This is a genomic window from Amycolatopsis sp. cg13, assembly GCF_041346965.1.
GTDB lineage: Bacteria > Actinomycetota > Actinomycetes > Mycobacteriales > Pseudonocardiaceae > Amycolatopsis.
In genome coordinates this window covers 6,518,393-6,535,206 of the sequence record NZ_CP166848.1, presented here as the reverse complement: position 1 = coordinate 6,535,206, position 16,814 = coordinate 6,518,393, and the positions used below count along the sequence as shown (strand labels likewise).

21 protein-coding genes are annotated in these 16,814 nt (G+C 69.2%); 8 read left to right on the top strand and 13 right to left on the bottom strand.

The window, feature by feature from the left end:
- Window positions 1–27 precede the first annotated feature (27 nt).
- Both AB5I40_RS30545 and AB5I40_RS30540 read right to left on the bottom strand, forming a co-directional pair.
- Entirely contained in the window at window positions 28–465 is a 438-nt protein-coding gene (locus AB5I40_RS30545; protein WP_370933702.1) for a hypothetical protein, read from the bottom strand.
- Window positions 466–527: 62 nt separating this feature from the next.
- Window positions 528–962 (bottom strand): MarR family winged helix-turn-helix transcriptional regulator, encoded by a 435-nt coding sequence (locus AB5I40_RS30540; RefSeq protein WP_370933701.1) that lies wholly within the window; start codon window positions 960–962, stop codon window positions 528–530.
- Between the two features lie 53 nt (window positions 963–1,015).
- On the opposite strand from AB5I40_RS30540, the gene AB5I40_RS30535 reads away from it, so the two are divergent.
- A complete protein-coding gene (locus tag AB5I40_RS30535; RefSeq protein ID WP_370933700.1) occupies window positions 1,016–1,486 on the top strand; it encodes a DUF1579 family protein in 471 nt (156 codons plus the stop codon).
- Window positions 1,487–1,490: 4 nt separating this feature from the next.
- A complete protein-coding gene (locus AB5I40_RS30530; RefSeq protein WP_370933699.1) occupies window positions 1,491–2,348 on the top strand; it encodes an alpha/beta fold hydrolase in 858 nt (285 codons plus the stop codon).
- Here the strand turns inward: AB5I40_RS30530 and AB5I40_RS30525 are convergent.
- Window positions 2,338–3,099 carry a 2-keto-4-pentenoate hydratase gene (locus tag AB5I40_RS30525; RefSeq protein WP_370933698.1) on the bottom strand — a complete coding sequence of 254 codons (762 nt, stop codon included), beginning with the start codon at window positions 3,097–3,099 and terminating at the stop codon, window positions 2,338–2,340. The genes AB5I40_RS30530 and AB5I40_RS30525 overlap by 11 nt on opposite strands.
- A complete protein-coding gene (locus tag AB5I40_RS30520; RefSeq protein ID WP_344265172.1) occupies window positions 3,096–3,893 on the bottom strand; it encodes a 2-keto-4-pentenoate hydratase in 798 nt (265 codons plus the stop codon). The genes AB5I40_RS30525 and AB5I40_RS30520 overlap by 4 nt, the downstream gene beginning before the upstream one ends.
- 152 nt (window positions 3,894–4,045) lie before the next feature.
- On the opposite strand from AB5I40_RS30520, the gene AB5I40_RS30515 reads away from it, so the two are divergent.
- From AB5I40_RS30515 to AB5I40_RS30505, 3 genes are read left to right on the top strand one after another with little or no spacing between them, the layout of a single operon-like run.
- On the top strand, window positions 4,046–4,549 hold the full coding sequence (locus tag AB5I40_RS30515) for a VOC family protein (protein ID WP_370933697.1): 504 nt from the start codon (window positions 4,046–4,048) through the stop codon (window positions 4,547–4,549).
- Between the two features lie 42 nt (window positions 4,550–4,591).
- Complete coding sequence (locus tag AB5I40_RS30510) at window positions 4,592–5,158, top strand: hypothetical protein (protein ID WP_370933696.1); 567 nt, start codon at window positions 4,592–4,594, stop codon at window positions 5,156–5,158.
- A gap of 42 nt (window positions 5,159–5,200) precedes the next feature.
- Window positions 5,201–5,602 (top strand): CoA-binding protein, encoded by a 402-nt coding sequence (locus tag AB5I40_RS30505; RefSeq protein WP_370933695.1) that lies wholly within the window; start codon window positions 5,201–5,203, stop codon window positions 5,600–5,602.
- 29 nt (window positions 5,603–5,631) lie between these two features.
- Here the strand turns inward: AB5I40_RS30505 and AB5I40_RS30500 are convergent, their stop codons facing one another.
- The 5 genes from AB5I40_RS30500 to AB5I40_RS30480 form a co-directional block, all read right to left on the bottom strand.
- Window positions 5,632–6,072 (bottom strand): nuclear transport factor 2 family protein, encoded by a 441-nt coding sequence (locus AB5I40_RS30500; RefSeq protein ID WP_370933694.1) that lies wholly within the window; start codon window positions 6,070–6,072, stop codon window positions 5,632–5,634.
- Window positions 6,073–6,194: 122 nt separating this feature from the next.
- Window positions 6,195–6,863 carry a response regulator transcription factor gene (locus AB5I40_RS30495; RefSeq protein WP_009084133.1) on the bottom strand — a complete coding sequence of 223 codons (669 nt, stop codon included), beginning with the start codon at window positions 6,861–6,863 and terminating at the stop codon, window positions 6,195–6,197.
- A gap of 2 nt (window positions 6,864–6,865) precedes the next feature.
- On the bottom strand, window positions 6,866–8,254 hold the full coding sequence (locus AB5I40_RS30490) for an ATP-binding protein (protein WP_370933693.1): 1,389 nt from the start codon (window positions 8,252–8,254) through the stop codon (window positions 6,866–6,868).
- Between the two features lie 29 nt (window positions 8,255–8,283).
- The gene (locus AB5I40_RS30485; protein WP_370933692.1) at window positions 8,284–8,991 is read right to left on the bottom strand and encodes a type 1 glutamine amidotransferase; all 708 of its coding nucleotides are present in this window, start codon (window positions 8,989–8,991) and stop codon (window positions 8,284–8,286) included.
- The gene (locus AB5I40_RS30480) at window positions 8,984–10,210 is read right to left on the bottom strand and encodes a MurT ligase domain-containing protein (protein ID WP_370933691.1); all 1,227 of its coding nucleotides are present in this window, start codon (window positions 10,208–10,210) and stop codon (window positions 8,984–8,986) included. Before AB5I40_RS30480 ends, AB5I40_RS30485 begins: the two co-directional genes overlap by 8 nt.
- A 242-nt stretch (window positions 10,211–10,452) precedes the next feature.
- Here AB5I40_RS30480 and AB5I40_RS30475 point away from each other — a divergent pair, with 242 nt between their 5' ends.
- Window positions 10,453–11,232, top strand: a complete 780-nt coding sequence (locus AB5I40_RS30475; RefSeq protein WP_078870254.1) for an IclR family transcriptional regulator — start codon at window positions 10,453–10,455, stop codon at window positions 11,230–11,232.
- Window positions 11,233–11,424: 192 nt separating this feature from the next.
- Here the strand turns inward: AB5I40_RS30475 and AB5I40_RS30470 are convergent, their stop codons facing one another.
- From AB5I40_RS30470 to AB5I40_RS30460, 3 genes are read right to left on the bottom strand one after another with little or no spacing between them, the layout of a single operon-like run.
- Window positions 11,425–12,702 carry an RNA polymerase sigma factor gene (locus AB5I40_RS30470; protein WP_370933690.1) on the bottom strand — a complete coding sequence of 426 codons (1,278 nt, stop codon included), beginning with the start codon at window positions 12,700–12,702 and terminating at the stop codon, window positions 11,425–11,427.
- A 54-nt stretch (window positions 12,703–12,756) separates the two neighbouring features.
- Window positions 12,757–13,113 carry a YciI family protein gene (locus tag AB5I40_RS30465; protein WP_370933689.1) on the bottom strand — a complete coding sequence of 119 codons (357 nt, stop codon included), beginning with the start codon at window positions 13,111–13,113 and terminating at the stop codon, window positions 12,757–12,759.
- Window positions 13,113–13,538, bottom strand: a complete 426-nt coding sequence (locus AB5I40_RS30460; RefSeq protein ID WP_344265209.1) for a YciI family protein — start codon at window positions 13,536–13,538, stop codon at window positions 13,113–13,115. The genes AB5I40_RS30465 and AB5I40_RS30460 overlap by 1 nt, the downstream gene beginning before the upstream one ends.
- Before the next feature lie 135 nt (window positions 13,539–13,673).
- On the opposite strand from AB5I40_RS30460, the gene AB5I40_RS30455 reads away from it, so the two are divergent.
- A complete protein-coding gene (locus AB5I40_RS30455) occupies window positions 13,674–14,672 on the top strand; it encodes a small ribosomal subunit Rsm22 family protein (protein WP_370933688.1) in 999 nt (332 codons plus the stop codon).
- 86 nt (window positions 14,673–14,758) lie between these two features.
- The gene (locus AB5I40_RS30450; protein WP_370933687.1) at window positions 14,759–15,517 is read left to right on the top strand and encodes a maleylpyruvate isomerase family mycothiol-dependent enzyme; all 759 of its coding nucleotides are present in this window, start codon (window positions 14,759–14,761) and stop codon (window positions 15,515–15,517) included.
- Window positions 15,518–15,522: 5 nt separating this feature from the next.
- On the opposite strand, the gene AB5I40_RS30445 is transcribed toward AB5I40_RS30450, so the two are convergent.
- Window positions 15,523–16,794: a cytochrome P450 gene (locus AB5I40_RS30445; RefSeq protein WP_370933686.1), complete on the bottom strand. Its 1,272-nt coding sequence runs from the start codon at window positions 16,792–16,794 to the stop codon at window positions 15,523–15,525.
- Window positions 16,795–16,814 lie beyond the last annotated feature (20 nt).

Genomic DNA, 16,814 nt, shown 5'->3' with positions numbered 1-16,814 from the left:
CGATTGTCTACATGGTTTCTACGAACGTCAATGTTGTGTAGACATTTGTCCGGCGACGCTCACCCGGTTGAGCCGCGTCGCCGCCCAGCAGACGAATACCCACAGCGCGATCGCCGCGAACGTGTCGGTGAAGATCGTCGCGAACCAGAACGCCGGGATCTGGGGCACGCCGACCAGGAAGTGCCCCGCGCTGGCCAGCCCGGACAGCGAGTAGACCAGCAGGAATGCCAGCGATCGCCAGTACTGGCCGCGCACGTAGGCGCGATAGCCGAGCGCGCCGAACGCGGTGAAAACGACCCAGCTCAAGGCCACCACGATCTGCGTGACCGGCACGCTGATGCCCGGCACCTGCGGGTAGTCGGCGGCGCGCACGACGTTGTGGGTGTAGTGCAGGACTGTGCTGACCAGGGTGAACGCCAGAATCACCCGCAGCGGGCCGAGTCCCTTCTCGCGCAGAACGTCCATGCTGCTCGCCCCCTTGCGATTTGATAGAGCGCTCTAGCGGGAGAGTACTACCCGCGCTCCGCTCAGACCAGATCGCGCAACGCGCGAAGCGTGCGCAGGGTCGTCTCGACGTCTTTCTCAGACAGGCCCGAAGCGACGGCATCCGCCCATTCGGCCTGCCGAGAGCCCAGGATTCGCAGCGCGGCCCGCGCTTTGGCGGTCAACCGCAGCAGCGGCGCACGAGCGTCCGCCGGGTTGTCGGCACGGGAGAGCATTCCGTCTCGCAGCAGGCGATTCACCGTCTCCTGCACGCTTTGCCGCCTCAGCCCGCGCCGCCGAGCCAGCTCCGCCGCGGTCGCGGGACCGTCTTCGAGGAAGCCGACGACCTGCCATTGCGCAGCGGTCAATCCCGCTTCCGCGGTGAGTGCGTCGCCTGCGGCCAGCAGCGCGCCATTGGCCACGAAGACCTCGTTGACAAGCTGCGTAAGGGTTTCCGCGCGGGACGTCCTCGAGGTCATGCGTGCTAGTGTTCCATTTCGACAGGCACCTGTCGAAACCAAGGGGGACACACATGGACATGCCCGTCGTCGGAGCCGCGCACGAAGCCCTTGCCGCACTCGTCGGAGACTGGTCCGGCACCGAAGAACTCGCCGCCGCGCCCTGGGCTCCCGCCTCGACGGCCACCGCGACCTGCAGTTATCGCCGCGCGCTCGACGGATTCGCCGTGCTGGAGGACTACGTCCAGACCCGCGAAGACGGCTCGCGAATGCTGGGCCACCACGTCTTCACCGTCGACCCGGCGACTGGCGACACCCTGTGGTTCGGCTTCGACAGCTACGGCTTCCCGCCCGCGTCTCCCGCACGCGGCGGCTGGCGCGACGGCACGCTGCACCTCGAAAAGCAGACCGAACGCGGTGTCGCGATCCACCGGATCACCCCGGAAGGGGACGTCCTCACCCACGAAATCGACGTCCGCCTCGGGTCCGACGACGATTTCCGCCCGTTCCTTCGTGCCCGCTACCTCCGGAGTGCGCGAGACTGACCCCATGACCGAGCAGACCCTCGAAGCAGACGGCATCACCCTGTGCCACGAATCGTTCGGCGATCCGTCCGCGCCGCCGTTGCTGCTGGTGATGGGCCTCGCCGCGCCGATGATCTGGTGGGACGACGAGTTCTGCGCACGGCTCGCCGAGGCCGGCTTCCACGTGCACCGGTTCGACAATCGCGACGTCGGGCGTTCGCAGTGGTGGACCGGCCGGGCCAGCCTTCCGCTCGCGTACTTCCTGCGCTCCGCGCCGTACTCGCTCGGCGACCTGGCCGACGACGCGGGCAAGCTGCTCGACGCGCTCGGCATCGAAAGCGCGCACGTGGTCGGCACGTCGATGGGCGGGATGATCGCGCAGGAGTTCGCGATCCGGCACCCGGAGCGGGTGCGGACGCTGACCTCGATCATGTCGACCACCGGCGCGCGCACCGTCGGCCTGCCCAGACCGAAGGCCGCGCTCGCGATGCTGGCCCCGGGACCGCGCACGCGCGAGGACTACGTGACGCAACTGGTGCGCACGTCGAGGCTGATCGGCTCGCCCGGTTACGTGTTCGACGAGGACCATTTCCGCGAGCGCGCGGAACGCACGTACGACCGCGGCCTCAACCCGGCGGGTGTGTTCCGGCAGCTCGCCGCGATCCTGTCCTCCCGCGACCGGACCGCCGATCTGCGCCGCCTTTCCTTGCCGTCCTTGGTGATCCACGGTACGGCCGACCCGCTGGTGCACGTGTCCGGCGGCCGCGCGACCGCCCGCGCGCTCGGTGCGGACCTCGACCTCGTGCCCGGCATGGGACACGACCTGCCGCGCGAAGTGTGGCCGCGCGTGATCGCCGGGATCAAACGGCTCGCTACCCGCTGATCGTCACCGAACCCAGGTTCGAGAAGTGCGCGGCGACGCGGGACCCGGGACGCAGTTCGACGGCGTCGGTCATCCCGCCGGTCAGCACGAGCCAGCCCGGTTCCAGCGCCAATCCGCGCGCGGCCAAGGAATTCGCCGCCAACGCCAGCGCCTCGGCCGGGTGCCCTTGCACGGCGGCACCGGTCGCGGTGTCGACGATCTGACCGTCCACTTCGAGCAGCGCGGCTTCCAGCGAAAGGTCCAAAGAGGACGGTGGACGGCCGACCGAGCCGAGCCCGAACAGCGCTGACGAGCCGTTGTCCGCGACGACGTCCGGCAACGTGAAACGGTAGTCGCGGTAACGGCTGTCGATGATCTCAATTCCGCCGTATACCTGGGAAACCGCGCCAAGAGCGGTAGCCGCGGTGACGCCCGGGCCGGCGAGCCGCTCGCCGAGCACGAACACCAGTTCCGGTTCCGCGCGCGGGTGGATGAGCTGCGGCGTCGGCGCGCCTGCGGGCAGCACCATCGCGTCGGTCAGCCATGCGAGCAGGGGTTCCGCGACGCCCATCCGCTGCTGTTTCGCCCGCGACGTCAGCCCGAGCTTCACCCCGATCAGCGTCTCACCGCGTTCCTGACGCAGCCGCAGGGCTTCGTCCTGGATCGCGTACGCGGTGGCGAGATCCAGGTCCGGCCAGGTGTCCGTAAGCTGCGCGCTCTCTTCCGTCCGGTTGAGCAATTCCTGCGCTGCGGCAGCGATATCGGCGGTCACTTTTCCTCCTCCGGAGCGAACACCGCGGTCACGCTGCCCAGGCCGGCCATGGTCGCCACGACGGTGTCGCCGGGGCGGACGGTCTGCGCGGCGGTCATCGAACCGGGCAGTACGACGTGGCCCGGCTCCAGCGTCACGCCGAGCGGGCCGACGGTGTTGGCCAGCCACACGAGTGCGTTGATCGGCGAACCCAGCACCGCGCCGCCCGCGCCGGTGGCCGCGAGCTGGCCGTTGACGTGCAGCGTGCAGCCGGCGAGCCGCAGGTCGACGTCGCGCAGGTTGGTCGGGCTGCTGCCGAGAATGACGCCGCCGGACGACGCGTTGTCCGCGACGGTGTCGAAGATCGAGATTTTCCAGTCGCGGACCCGCGAATCGACGATCTCCAGGGACGGAAGCACGAAGTCGACCGCGCGGACGGCGTCGGCGACGGTCACGCCCGGACCGCGCAGCGGCGCGCCGAGCACGAACGCGATCTCCGGTTCGATGCGCGGCTGCAGGAACCGCGTCGTCGGGATCGGCTGGTGTTCGAGCAGGAACATCGAGCTGGTGAGGTGCCCGAAGTCGGGCTGGTTCACACCCATCTGGCGCTGCATCGCGGCGGAGGCGAGGCCGACCTTGTGGCCGCGCACCACGTCGCCCGCCGCCACCCACGCGCGCACTTGCTCCTGCTGCACGCGATAGGCGTCTTCGATGGTGCCGTCGGGGAAGGTCTTCACGAGCGGATCGATCGGCTCGTGGCGCTCGTACGCGCTCGTCAGCAGCGCGACGGCGTCCTGCAGCTCAGCGGGTTCCACGGGCCGAACTTTGCCTGACCGCGCGGCTTGAGCCAACCCGCTCGTTCCATTCACCGGTACGAGCTACTTCTCTCGCTCGCTAACCTCTTGCGCGCGAGAGTTTGTCGGCGTATCGTTCTCCGTGTTGGCTCCCAGAGAGGACGTGACCCGAAATGGCACCCACCGAGACCGAAGTCGCCCAGCTCGCGCAGGCCCGCGACCGGCTGCGGGACCAGCACCTGCACCCCGCGTCGGAGCGCCCCGCGACCGTGGGCCGCGGCATCCACCACACCGCGCTGCTGTCCAGCGACGTCGAGCGGACGATCACCTTCTACCAGGACATTCTCGGCTTCCCGCTCACCGAACTGATCGAAAACCGCGACTACCCGGGGTCGAGCCACTTCTTCTTCGACGTCGGCAACGGCAACGCGGTCGCGTTCTTCGACCTGCCCGGCCTCGACCTCGGCCCGTACGCGGAGGTGCTCGGCGGACTGCACCACCTGGCCCTGTCGCTCACCCCGGAAGCCTGGGCGGGCGCGCGCTCCCGGCTCGACGCCGCTGGCGTGAAGTACCAGGAAGAGAGCGGCACGTCGATCTACTTCGCCGACCCGGACGGTGCCCGGATCGAACTGATCGCGGACGACCTCGGCGAGATGTACGGGTCGAAGATCGGCTGAACCACTGGACTCGGTGCGTCGCCGGGTTCAGAGTGTGGGCCCATGGGCGACTGGGCAGCTTCGCGGCAGAAGGCACGGCTCGACCGGCGGGAAGCGATCGACGAACTGATCGCGCAGGTCCGCTTCGAGGTGCGGCTGCACCTGGCGGAACCGACCGCGGTGAGCCGGTACGACGACCTCGCCGAGGTTTTCGCCCTCGGCCACGGCGAGTGCGCCGCGTTGCTGGCTCACCGCCGTTTGCTGCCTTGGTGGGAGCGACGGCTGCTGATGCGATTCGCGCGTCGGCTGCATGGCCGTGCGATCGTGGGCAGCGTTTTCGATGTACCAGCGGGCGCGCCTGTTGTTCAGGCTTTCCGAGTCGAAATCGCCCGCCTCCTTCCCGACCCGGGCGACACCGGCGCCCGGTATGACGTGCAGGGACGCGGTCTGCTGACGGTTTTCCGCCTCGCGCTTGGTGCCCGCGGCGAGGCTTGGCCAGATCGGCACGAGGTCGCGTCCACTGTCGCGCGCAACGTTCTGGTGTGCAGTTCCGCGTTCCTGCGACGGTCGCCGTGGCAGGTGCTGTGGCCGGTCTATCGCGTGCGCGGCCTGCGGTTGTGGCGGCTGTGACCGTCGTGGAATCCCTGGCTGTGCTGGGATGTTGAGGAGAGTATGAAGCCCGAAGAAATCCTTGCCAGCGCGCGCACGATCGCGGTCGTCGGTCTGAGTCGCGACCCAGGCAAGGCAGCGCACGGCGTACCGGCTTCCCTGCAGGCGCACGGGTTCCGGATCATCCCGGTACATCCGTCGGCGACCGAACTGCTCGGAGAGAAGGTGTACCGGTCGCTGGAGGACATTCCGGAGCCAGTGGATCTGGTGGACGTCTTCCGTCCGGCCGGGGAAGCACCGGACATCGCGCGTTCCGCGGTCGCGATCGGGGCTAAGGCGTTGTGGTTGCAGCAGGGGATTGTGTCGGCGGAGGCGCGGCAGATCGCTTCTGATGCCGGGCTGGAGTATGTCGAGGATCGGTGCACTGCTGTTGTGCGAGCAGTGGCGGGGATTTCAGTGGCTTAATTTCTGGTCGTTCTATGAACACGGCTGGATTAGGAAGATGGCCGCAAGATCGCGATGTCGCCGACTGTGTGCCGCACGTCGAAGAATCGTTCGGTGATCCGCCAGCCTTCGGCGGTTCGCCGCAGCCGGTCCCGGTAGACCCCGAAGCACTCATAGGGTGCCAGCGCGGCTCGCTCGCCCGCGCCGTAGTGGTACACCCTCGCCTTGCACCGGGCAGTCGCCTGATCGCCGTCGAGTTCCACGATATGGTTGCCCAGCAAGTGTTGCGAGGGACCGCAGCCATCGAGGAAGGACCGGATGGAGGCCACGATCGCGGCCCTGCCGTTCAGCGCCGGCCCGCCGTAGCGGCCGACGGCGTCGGCGGTGAAGACCTGGCCGAGCGAATCCCAGTCCCGTTCGTCCAAGCTGTAGCTGTAACGGTTGACGACCTCGACGATCGCGTCGCGATCGCTGACCTTCGTCGCAGCCATTGCACTCCTCCTGCCGATTTACCGCTGCACGCTAAGGAACGAACGGCTGCGCGGCCGCGCCCGGTCCCGCTCAGCGGGCCTGCCGGAACTGGACGTGCCATTGAGGAAAACGACGTGCCCGCTCATCCGACGAGCCGGTACCCCACCCCGCGCACGGTCTCGATTGTCCGCGTTCCGAACGGCGCGTCGATCTTCCGCCGCAAATACCCGACGTAAACCTCGACCACATTCTCGTCGCCCTCGTAATGCGCGTCCCAAACATGACCGAGAATCTCGTTCTTGGTCAACGCCGCCCCCTGCCGACGCAACAAGAACTCGAGCAACCCGAACTCGCGCGCGGTCAGCTCGATCCGCGTCTCTCCTCTGTGGACAGTGCGCGCGGCCGGGTCGAGCTGCAGATCCCCGGCGGTCAACACCGCCGGACGGGCGGGCGCACCCCGCCGAAGCAGCGCACGCAACCGAGCCAGCAAAACGACGAACGAGAACGGTTTCGACAGATAATCGTCCGCGCCGAGGTCGAATGCGTCGGCCTCGTCGTACTCGCCGTCCTTCGCCGTGAGCATCAGCACCGGCGTCCAATTCTCCGCTGCCCGCAAGCGTTTCAGCACTTCGTAGCCGGAAAGCTCGGGAAGCATGATGTCGAGCACCACGGCGTCGTAATCGTGCTCCATCGCCGACCAGAGCCCGTCCCGCCCGGTGTGCGCGACATTCACCGTGAATCCCTCGGCGACCAGGCCGCGGCGAAGGGTTTCGGCGAACTCCAGTTCGTCCTCCACGATCAGCAACCGCATGCTCAGTCCTCCTCGATCCGGGGCAGTTCGATGCTCGGCAGTTCGATCACGAAGTGCGCGCCCGGGTAGCTCGGGTCGGCGACGTCGACGTACCGCGCGCGGCCGCCGTGCCGGGCCGCGATGCCGGCCACGATCGACAGGCCGAGCCCGGTGCCGCCGCGCCGTCGTGACGCGTCCAGCCGCACAAACCGCTCGAACACTCGCTCCCGGTCCTCCTCGGCGACGCCCGGGCCGTCGTCGCTCACCTCCACCACGACCATCTCATCTTGCACCGAACTCGCAATCCGGATCCGCTCACGCGCGTGCCCGCAAGCGTTGTCGACGAGGTTGCGTACGGCGCGACGCAGCTGCGCCTCGCTGCCGCGCACCTTCGCCGGTCCCGCGCGCACTTCGATCTCGACAGCCGCTTCGCCGCGTACGCGTTCGGCTTCGGCGCGGACGATGTCGTCTAGATCGACTTCAGTGCGCGCGGGCCGGTCTGTGGCGTCGTCGGTGCGTGCGAGCATCAGAAGGTCGTCCACCAGCTCTCGCAGGCGCGCGGTCTCGCGAGTGATCACGGGTACCAGTTCGTCGGTGGTCTCCGGGTGCTGGCTAGAAACGTCGAGGGCGGTGCTGATGGTCGACAGCGGCGAGCGCAGCTCGTGACTCGCGTCGGCGACGAAGCGGCGTTGCGCGGCCTGCGCCGACCCAAGCCGTTCGAGCATCTCGTTGAGCGTGACAGCGAGCCGGTGCACCTCGTCGCCGCCAGGAGGCAGCGGTACGCGCAAGGCGAGGTCGCGGGTCGAGATCTCGGCGACAGTGCGTCGCATCCGCTCAACCGGTCGCAGTGCGGACCCGACAGAGCGGTACACCGCGAAGCCGGCGATACCGAGCAGTGGCAGCGAAATCAGCCCCAGCAGCAACGTAAGCCGCGCAGACGCTTCGGTGACTGGCTCAAGCGACCGTGCCGAGATGACGGTGAACGGTCCACCCGGTCCGTTGACGCCTTCCGAGACCAAGCGATAGTCACTGCCGTCGCCGTCTAAGCCGAGCGGCAGCGTTTCGACGGTTTCTTGTCCTGGGGCCGGGCGCGCGGCGGTGATGGCCGGACGGCCGACAATCGCCGGGTCACTCGCGATCGGCGTGCTTCGCGGCCCGAGAACCTGCGTAACTGCTTCAGTGTCACCAGTGCTCGCGACGTCGCTTGGCGACAGGTCTCGCGCGCCCGCGCGCACGAGTTGGACAGCAACCTGCCGCGCGGTACTGCGCGCGCTTTCGGTGACGCTTCGGTCGAGCGACTGCTGCAGCAGGAGTACCACGACGACGCACGCGGTCGCGATGGCAAGCGCGAGCGCGAGCACGGCAACCCCGGTTGTCCGCATCCGGACGCCTGCTGCAGCGAGAATTCTCACGCACGCAGCGTAACGAGCGCGGAGTGACGTCATCGGGCGCGGCGGGCTGCCAGCCGTTCCGAGCGGAGAGTGTCCACCTCAGTCAGGTCCAACGGCTTCAGCGCGTGGCCCAGCACCCACGACAACAGCAGGTCAGCCAGCTCGGGGTTGCGCGCCAGCGCCGGGCCGTGAAGGTAAGTCCCCACGACGTGGTCGGTGACCGCGCCCTCGGTGCTGTCGCCGTTGCCAGTGCCCCGGACGACGCGGCCCAGCGGCACGCTGCCCGGACCGAGCACGCTCGCGCCCTGATGGTTTTCGAAGCCGGTCAGCGGCGTCTCGAGCAGGTTCGGTTCGACGATCAACTCGGCCACCGCGCGCTGCTGCGCCGGCTCGGTGACGAGGTCGAGCAGCCCCAGCCCGGCGTGTTCGATGCCGTCGACGCCGCGGAAGCGCGTGCCAAGGATCTGCAGGCCTGCACACACCCCGAAGACCGGACGGCCCGCGTTCGCCGCGCTCCGCAGCCCCGCCGAGTCGCGCAGGAAGTCCGCGGCCAGCACCTGCGCCATGTCCTCGCCGCCGCCGAGCAGGTAGAGGTCCAAAGTGGACGGTACCGCGGAGTCGAGCGAGACCGGCACCACCTCGGCGTCGTAACCCCGCCACTGCAAGCGTTTGCAGAGCACCTGTGCGTTGCCGGAATCGCCGTACGTTCCCAGTACCTCGGGCAGCAGCAGGCCGATGCCGACGGTCGAATCAGACATCAGGCAACCGGTCGACCAGGTCGCGGAAGGCGGTGTAGTTCGCGACGAGCTCGACCCCGCCCGGCGGCAGCGTGTCGATCGCGCTGACCGGGTCCGGGGCCGACCAATGCGGCACCTCGGCGTAGCAAAGCCGCACCGCGAGGTCCGCGCACCGCTCGCCGGCGACGACGACCTGACGGCCGCGCAAGCGCTCGAAGTGCACGTCCCAGAGCCACGACAGGTCGCGGCCGTCCGCCTCGTGCGCGTTGACCGCGACGACGACCGGGGTGTCCTCGTCGAGCACGCGCAACGTTTCGGCCCATCCAGCCGGATTTTTCGCAAGCATGAGCCGCACCGAGTGCCGGGTGCGGCGAATCGTGCGGTACCGCCCGCCGATATCGGTGATCGTGCGCAGCCGGGCCGCGGCGGTGTGCGGCGGCACGCCGACACAATGCGCGGCGGCGAGCGCGAGAGCGGCGTTGGCGCGGTTGGCCTCGCCGGGCAGCCGCAGGTCGAGGTCCACCTGCCGTCCCCCGGGCGTGTGGACCAGGTCGCCGTCGAGGGTCCAGGTCGGCTCCGGGCGGGCGAAAGCACAGACCGCGCAGCGCCATTCGCGATCGGTGTGGGTGATCGCGCCGCCGCAGCGGGGGCAGGAGACGGAATCGCCCGACCAGCGCCGTCCGGTGCCGACCCACACCGGGCGGGCCGCCGCCGAGGCCGCGGAAGTGACCAGGACGTCGTCGCAGTTCGCGACCACGACCGTGCGCGACAGCCCGGCGAACGCGGCGCGGAGGTCGCGCTCCATCATCCGGACCTCGCCGACGCGGTCGAGCTGGTCCCGGCTGAGGTTGAGCAGCACGAGCGCCGCGGGCTGCACCTGCTCGGCCACCCACGGAACGTAGGTTTCGTCCACCTCCAGCACCGCGTACGGCGCTTCAGGGGCTGCGGCGAGCGCGGCCACCAGACCGTCGGGCATGTTCGCGCCGTCGCCGTTGTGCGCGACTTCGGCGAGCGCTTCGAGCGCGCGGGTGAGCATCAGCGACGTGGTGGTTTTGCCGTTCGTGCCGGTGACGATCACGACCGTGCGATCGCGGCCGAGCCTGCGCAGCGCCTTGGGGTCGAGCCGCAGCGTGACGCGGCCGCCGATCACCCCGCCGCGGCCCAGCCGGGCGGTACGGGAAAACCACGCGGTCAGCCGCCCGGCGGCGACCGACGCCCGGGTGCGCAGACGTGTGGACATCACCCAAACCGTGCGGCACGGGCGCTGTGATTTTCCTGAGAGGGTGACTCCAGTCTCCGTTACCCTTTGTAAGCAGTCTTACCGATCGGAGGTTGAACCATTCGGCGCAACCTTGACCTTGCCGAATGACAGAGTTCGGTCAAGATCTTCCGTCCATACATCGGAGGTGTTAGCGTCCAACCCCGCTTGATGGCACCACGCACCGGTGACCGGGAACGCAGAGCGACAGGCGGAGGGCGAACGTGGACGCAGCAGTACGCGGGCTGGACCAAAGCGGCACCCTGGAGCGCGGGCTGGCGGTGCTCGAACACGTCGGGCAGCACCAGGAAATCTCCACGAACGCGCTCGCCCGGCAACTGGGCCTTTCGCGCAGCGCCGCTTACCGGATCGTCGGCACCCTGAAGCGGCTGGAGTACCTGGAGGCGGACACCGTCACCGGACGCGTGCGGCTCGGCACCCGGCTGGTCGAACTGGGCGCCCGCGCGATGGCGGCGACCGACCTGCACCGCTGCGCGCCGCGGTATCTCACCGCACTGGCCGAACGTTCCGGGGAGACGACGTACCTCGCCGTGCCGGACAACGACGCGATGGTCTACGTCGCGACCGAACGCAGCGCCAGCGCGGTCACGCTCTCCTGCCGTCTCGGCACTCGGCGGCCGCAGCACGCGACGTCGCTGGGCAAGGCCTGGTTGGCGGCGTTGCCGGAGGCCGATCGGGTGGAGCGAGTGCGCCGGATGAAGCTGGACAGCCTCACCCTCAAGACCATCAACGACCCGGTCCGGCTGCTGGACGAACTGGCGCGCACCCGGCGTCGCGGCTGGGCCGTCGACGACCTGGAAAACGAGCCGGACGTCGGCTGTGTCGCGGCGGCCGTGCGGGACCACTCGGGCCGTCCGATCGCGGCGATCAGCGTCGCCGGACCGGCTCCCCGGGTGATGCGCCGGGCGGACGAACTGGGCGCGACGGTGGCCGGGACGGCGGCGGCGTTGTCGATGCGGCTGGGATACGTGCGCAACCGCTGAGTCTTTCCAGCCTTTCACCGGATCGGGTTGGGTGACCTGCTTCCGGTGCTGCTACCAGCGGAAACAGGTTATCCACAGGCGTGTCGACTTGTGGACAACCCTGGGGATGGCTGCCTGCGGGCGCGGGAATTGTCGGGGCGGTGGTGGACCGTTCCCGGCATGAAGATCGCTCCCGCACCGCACGGTGCTCAGTTACCTCGTTCCCGCTTCCAGCTTGCTGCACGACTCGGCCCGCGCCAGAAGCAACGCGCGCTCCCGCTCGTTGCCGGTCATCTTCGCCGCGCGCTCGAACTCGGCGCGCGCCTCGTCCCGGCGGCCGAGCTTGTACAGAAAGTCGCCGCGCACGCTCGGCAGCAGGTGGTAGTTCTTCAGCGCGGGCTCCGTCAGCAATTTGTCCACCAGCACCAGCCCGGCTTCCGGCCCCTCGGCCATCGAGACCGCGACGGCCCGGTTCAGCTCGATCACCGGAGACGGCGTGAGCTGCGCCAGTCCCGCGTACAACGCCGCGATGCGGGCCCAGTCGGTCTCGTCCGGCGTCACCGCCACGGCGTGGCAGGCGGCGATCGCGGCCTGCGCGGAATACGGCCCGTACGTGCCGTCCGCCAGCCGTTCGGACCGGGCCAGCGCGGTGAGGCCGCGCTGGATCAGCAGGCGGTCCCAGCGGCTGCGGTCCTGGTCCATCAGCAGCACCGGTTCGCCGTTCGGCCCGGTGCGCGCCGCCGAGCGCGACGCCTGGATCTCCATCAGCGCCACCAGGCCGTGCACCTCCGGTTCACCCGGCATCAGACCGGCCAGCACCCGCCCGAGCCGCAACGCGTCCTCGCACAGGGCGGGCCGCATCCAGTCGTCGCCGCGCGTGGCGGAGTAGCCCTCGTTGAAGATCAGGTAGATCACTTCGAGCACGGCGGGCACCCGCGCGACGCGCTCGTCGCCGACCGGCGTCTCGAACGGCACCTTGGCCTCGGCGAGCGTCTTCTTCGCCCGCACGATGCGTTGCGCGACAGCGGATTCCTTCACCAGGAAAGCGCGGGCGATCTCGTCGGTGCTGAGCCCGCCGAGCATGCGCAGCGTGAGCGCCACCCGCGCTTGGGTGGACAGCACCGGGTGGCACGCGGTGAACACCAGCCGGAGCAGGTCGTCCTCGATCTGCTCGTCGTCGAGCACCGCGTCGAAGTCGGGCAGCACGCCCTCGCCGAGCTGTTCGGCCTCCCGGCCGATCTCGTCGAGTTTGCGGCCGAAGGTTTCGTTGCGCCGGAACAGGTCGATGGCCCGCCGCTTGGCGATGGTCATCAGCCAGGCGCCCGGGTTGCGCGGCACGCCGGTCTCCGGCCATTGTTCGAGCGCGGCGACCAGCGCGTCCTGGGCCAGCTCCTCGGCGAGGCCCACGTCGCGGGTCATCCGCGCGAGACCGGCGATCACCCGCGCCGACTCGATCCGCCAAACGGCCTCTACCGCACTTCGCGTGTCCACCGGCCCATCAGACCGGGCCCGCCCGCCCGAGGCAACCCTCGGGCGGGCGCGGCGTCAGAGCTCGGCCGCCATCGGCCGGATCTCGACGGTGCCCGCCTGCCGGTCCGGGTTGGGCGCCCGCTTCATCAGCTCGACGATCTCGGCGAGCGACTCCCCCTCCAGAATCCACACGCCCGCGACCAGTTCCTTGGTCTCGGCGAACGGGCCGTCGACCACGCTGGGCTCGGCCTCCCCGTCGAACCACAGCAGCCGGGTGCCATCCGAGCTCGGCGTCAGCCCGGCGGCCTGCACGAGGTGGCCGGATTCGGCGAGTTCGGCGTTGAACTGGCCCATCTGCTCGATCAATTCGGCGCTGGGCGCGGCTCCCGCTTCGGATTCCTTGCTGGCTTTCACCAGCACCATGAACCGCATCAGTTCTGCGCAGCCTGCTCGCGCACCTTCGCCTCGGCGTCCCGCAGTTCCGGGGTGAGGTTGTCGCCGAAGTCGTCGGCCTCGAAGATCCGCCGGATCTCGATCTCGTGGTGCGCGCCGTCGGTGTTGGGCACGCGCTTGATCCACTCCACGGCTTCCTCGAGCGAACGCACCTGGAGGATCCAGAACCCGGCGATCAGCTCCTTGGTCTCGGCGAACGGACCGTCGACCACACTGGGCTCGCTGTCGCCGGAAAACTTCACCCGCGCGCCCTGGGAGCTGGGGGCCAGTCCCTCGCCCGCGAGCATCACGCCGGCCCGCACGAGTTCCTCGTTGAACTTGCCCATCTCGGCGAGCAGTTCGGTGCTCGGCATCTGGCCCGCTTCGCTCTCTTCGCTGGCCTTCATGATCACCATGAATCGCATCTTCGGTACCCCTTCGCTCTCGGCTTGCCTTCACCCCTGCGTCGAACGGGCCGCGGCCGGATCGACAAGGTCCTCAAACTTTTTTCCCCGCCGCGAAACTAGCAGGTCAGGCGAGCTTCGGCGGACAAAACAGGCATGGGAGAATCGTCGTCCGTGGCAGTACTCCCCGAACCTCTCCGCGCCGCCCTCGACGAAGAGCTCGGCCGGTTCCCCGAATCCCGGCTCGCGCAGGCCGTGGACCGGCTCAGCAAGCGTTATCGACAAGGCGACTCGGCAAGCTCGCCGATCCTCTCTTCGGAGCTGGATGTCGCCGCGTACGCCGGGTACCGGATGCCAGCGACGTACGCGGCAGTCAGCGCGGTGCTGGGCGAGGTGGCTGCCGCCGCGCCCGGGTTCGCTCCGAAGACGCACGTCGACATCGGCGGCGGCACCGGAGCGGCAGCGTGGGCAGCGGCCGACGTCTGGCCGTCGCTGGAGAAGTGCACTGTCCTGGAGCAGGTGGCGGCCGCGCTGGCGCTGGGACGCAAGCTGGCGGCCAAGTCCGACGAGCCGGCCGTACGCACCGCGGTCTGGCAGCGCGGGCTGGTCGATTCCGCGTCGGCCGCACCGGAAGCCGACCTGGTCACTCTCTCGTACGTCCTCGGCGAACTGCCCGAACGCGGCCGTGCCGACGTCGTCCGATGGCTCGCCGCGAAAGCCGGAACCGTCGTGCTCATCGAGCCCGGAACGCCGGCCGGATTCGAGCGGATCCGCGCGGCTCGCGAGGTGCTGCGCGAGACGGGCCGCAGCGTGGTGGCGCCGTGCCCGCACGACGACGCCTGCCCGATCAAGCCAGGAAAAGACTGGTGCCACTTCTCCGCCCGGCTGCCCCGAAGCGGGGTGCACCGGCGGATCAAGTCCGGCACACTGGGCTTCGAGGACGAAAAGTATTCGTACGTGGCGGCCACGTCGGCACCGGTCGACCGTCCGTCGGCCCGGATTATCCGGCATCCGCGCAAGCACAAGGGGTTCGTGCAACTCGACCTCTGCACAGTCGACGGGCTCGCGCCCGGCGCTGTCGCGTCGAAGCGGCACGGCGTGCGCTACCGCGCCGCTCGCGACGCGGAATGGGGAGACGCCTGGAGCATCGAGTAGCGCGGTTTCTCCCCCTGCGGTGTCTGGTTGGCGGCGTCGGCTCCGACTGTCGGGTGTCAGCGGATCCAAACCGGAGAGGACACCCGATGGACTTTCACGAGCGTTGTGCGGAAATCGTGCGGCAGACGGAACTGCTCGCCGCGGCCGTGGAGGGCGCGGACCGGACGGCGCGGGTCGCGGCGTGCCCAGAGTGGAACCTCGGGCAACTGCTCGATCACGTCAGCACGGGGCATCGGTGGGCGGAGGAAACCGTGCGCACGCGGGCCGACCATTGGCTGCCGGACGACGAACTGCGGAATCCCGTGGACACCCCGCGTCCGGCGTCGTGGCTCGTGGACGGGGCGAAGACGTTGGCCGCGACGTTGCGCGAAGCTGGGCCGGACGCGGAAGTGTTCACGCCGGTCCCGAACGGGCCGCCGCGAGCAGCCTTCTACGCACGCCGGTTCATGAACGAGACGTTGATCCACCGCGCCGACGCGACGCTGGCCGCGGGCGGGGAATTCGCCGTCACGCCGGAAGTCGCGCACGACGCGATGGAGGAATGGCTGGAACTCGGCTCACTGCCGCAGTTGCTGGAGTACGTTCCCGAACGCCGCGAACTGCTCGGCCCGGACCGCACGATCCACCTCGCGCCGACGGACCACGCGGCGTCGTGGACGGTCGATCTCACCGGCGAGCAGCTGGCCTGGCACCCGGGCCCGCCGGCGGACGCGGCGGTCACCGCGGCCGCGCCGCTGGGCGATCTGCTGCTGATGGTCTACGGCAGGCTGCCGTCGGAGACCGCGCACCGCAGCGGCGACACGGTGTACCTGGACCGCTGGCTTTCGCTCGTCGGCTTCGGCTGATCCGGTCAGTCCCAGCGGATCGGGAGGCTTTTGAGCCCGTTCTGGAAGTTCGACCGCAGCCGGCGGGGTTCGCCCGCGAGCCGGACCTCGCCGAGCTGGTCGAACACCGCCGCGAACAACGCGCGCATCTGCATCCGCGCGAGGTGCGAACCGAGGCAGAAGTGCGGGCCGTGGCCAAACGTCAGATGTTCGCTCGGCGCGCGCGTCACGTCGAAGACATCAGGATCGGGAAAGACCGTCTCGTCGCGATTGGCCGAGGAGAACCACACCACCACCTTGTCCCCGGCCTTGATGTCCACATCGGACAGTCGGGTGTCCTGCGTCGCCGTGCGGCGGAAGTGCATCACCGGCGTGTGCCAGCGCAGCATCTCTTCGACCGCGCCCGGCAGCAGGCTCCGGTCGTCGAGCAGCTTGCGGTACTGCTCGGGGTGCGCGAGCAACGCGGCCATCCCGCCGGGCAGGCCGTTGCGCAGGGTTTCGTTGCCAGCTACGGAAAACAACCAGAAAAGGTTCTCGAACTCCTCAATCGACACGCGGCCGCCGTCGTCGTCCACGTGCTGCATCAGGTTGCTCATCACGTCGTCGCCGGGGTGCGCGCGTTTGTGCTCGCCGAGCGCGTGCGCGTAGGCGTAGAGATCCGGCATTCCGGCGCGGCTGCGCGGATCCGGCATCCGGCCGTCCGGTCCGGGTTCCGGGCGCACGGCCAGCGCGGCACGGGCGAGGTCGGTGACGTCGTCGGCTTTGACGGTCGCGCTCACCGCGTATTCGGCGTCCTGGAAGCCGATCACGCGGTTGCTCCAGTCGAACATCAGCCGGCGGTCCTGCTCGGGAACGCCGAACACCTCGGCGAGCGTGAGCAACGGCAGATCGGCGGCGATGTCCTTGGCGAAATCGCATTCGCCGCGATCGGCCACCGCCGCGACGAGATCATGTGCCCAGCCTTCGATCCGCTCCGTGATCCGGCCGACCGCGCGCGGAGTGAACGCTTTCGTGAGCAGCCCGCGCAGCCTGCCGTGCTCGGGCGGGTCCATGTTGAGCATCATCCGGCGCACGTACCGCAGGTCCTCGGCAGTGGCCGGATCACGGATCTGGGTGCCGCCGAGCTGCGACGAAAACACCGCCGGGGTGCGGAGCACGTGCCGCACGTCGGAGTGGCGCAGCACCGCCCAGAAGTCGCCGATCCGCGTCACCGGCGTTTCGCGGCGCAGCCGGGCAAGCAGGTCGTAAGGCACGCCCGTGACGTAGGTGTCCGGGTCGGCGATGACAGCACTCGACACGTTCCGACCCTAGCCCCGAG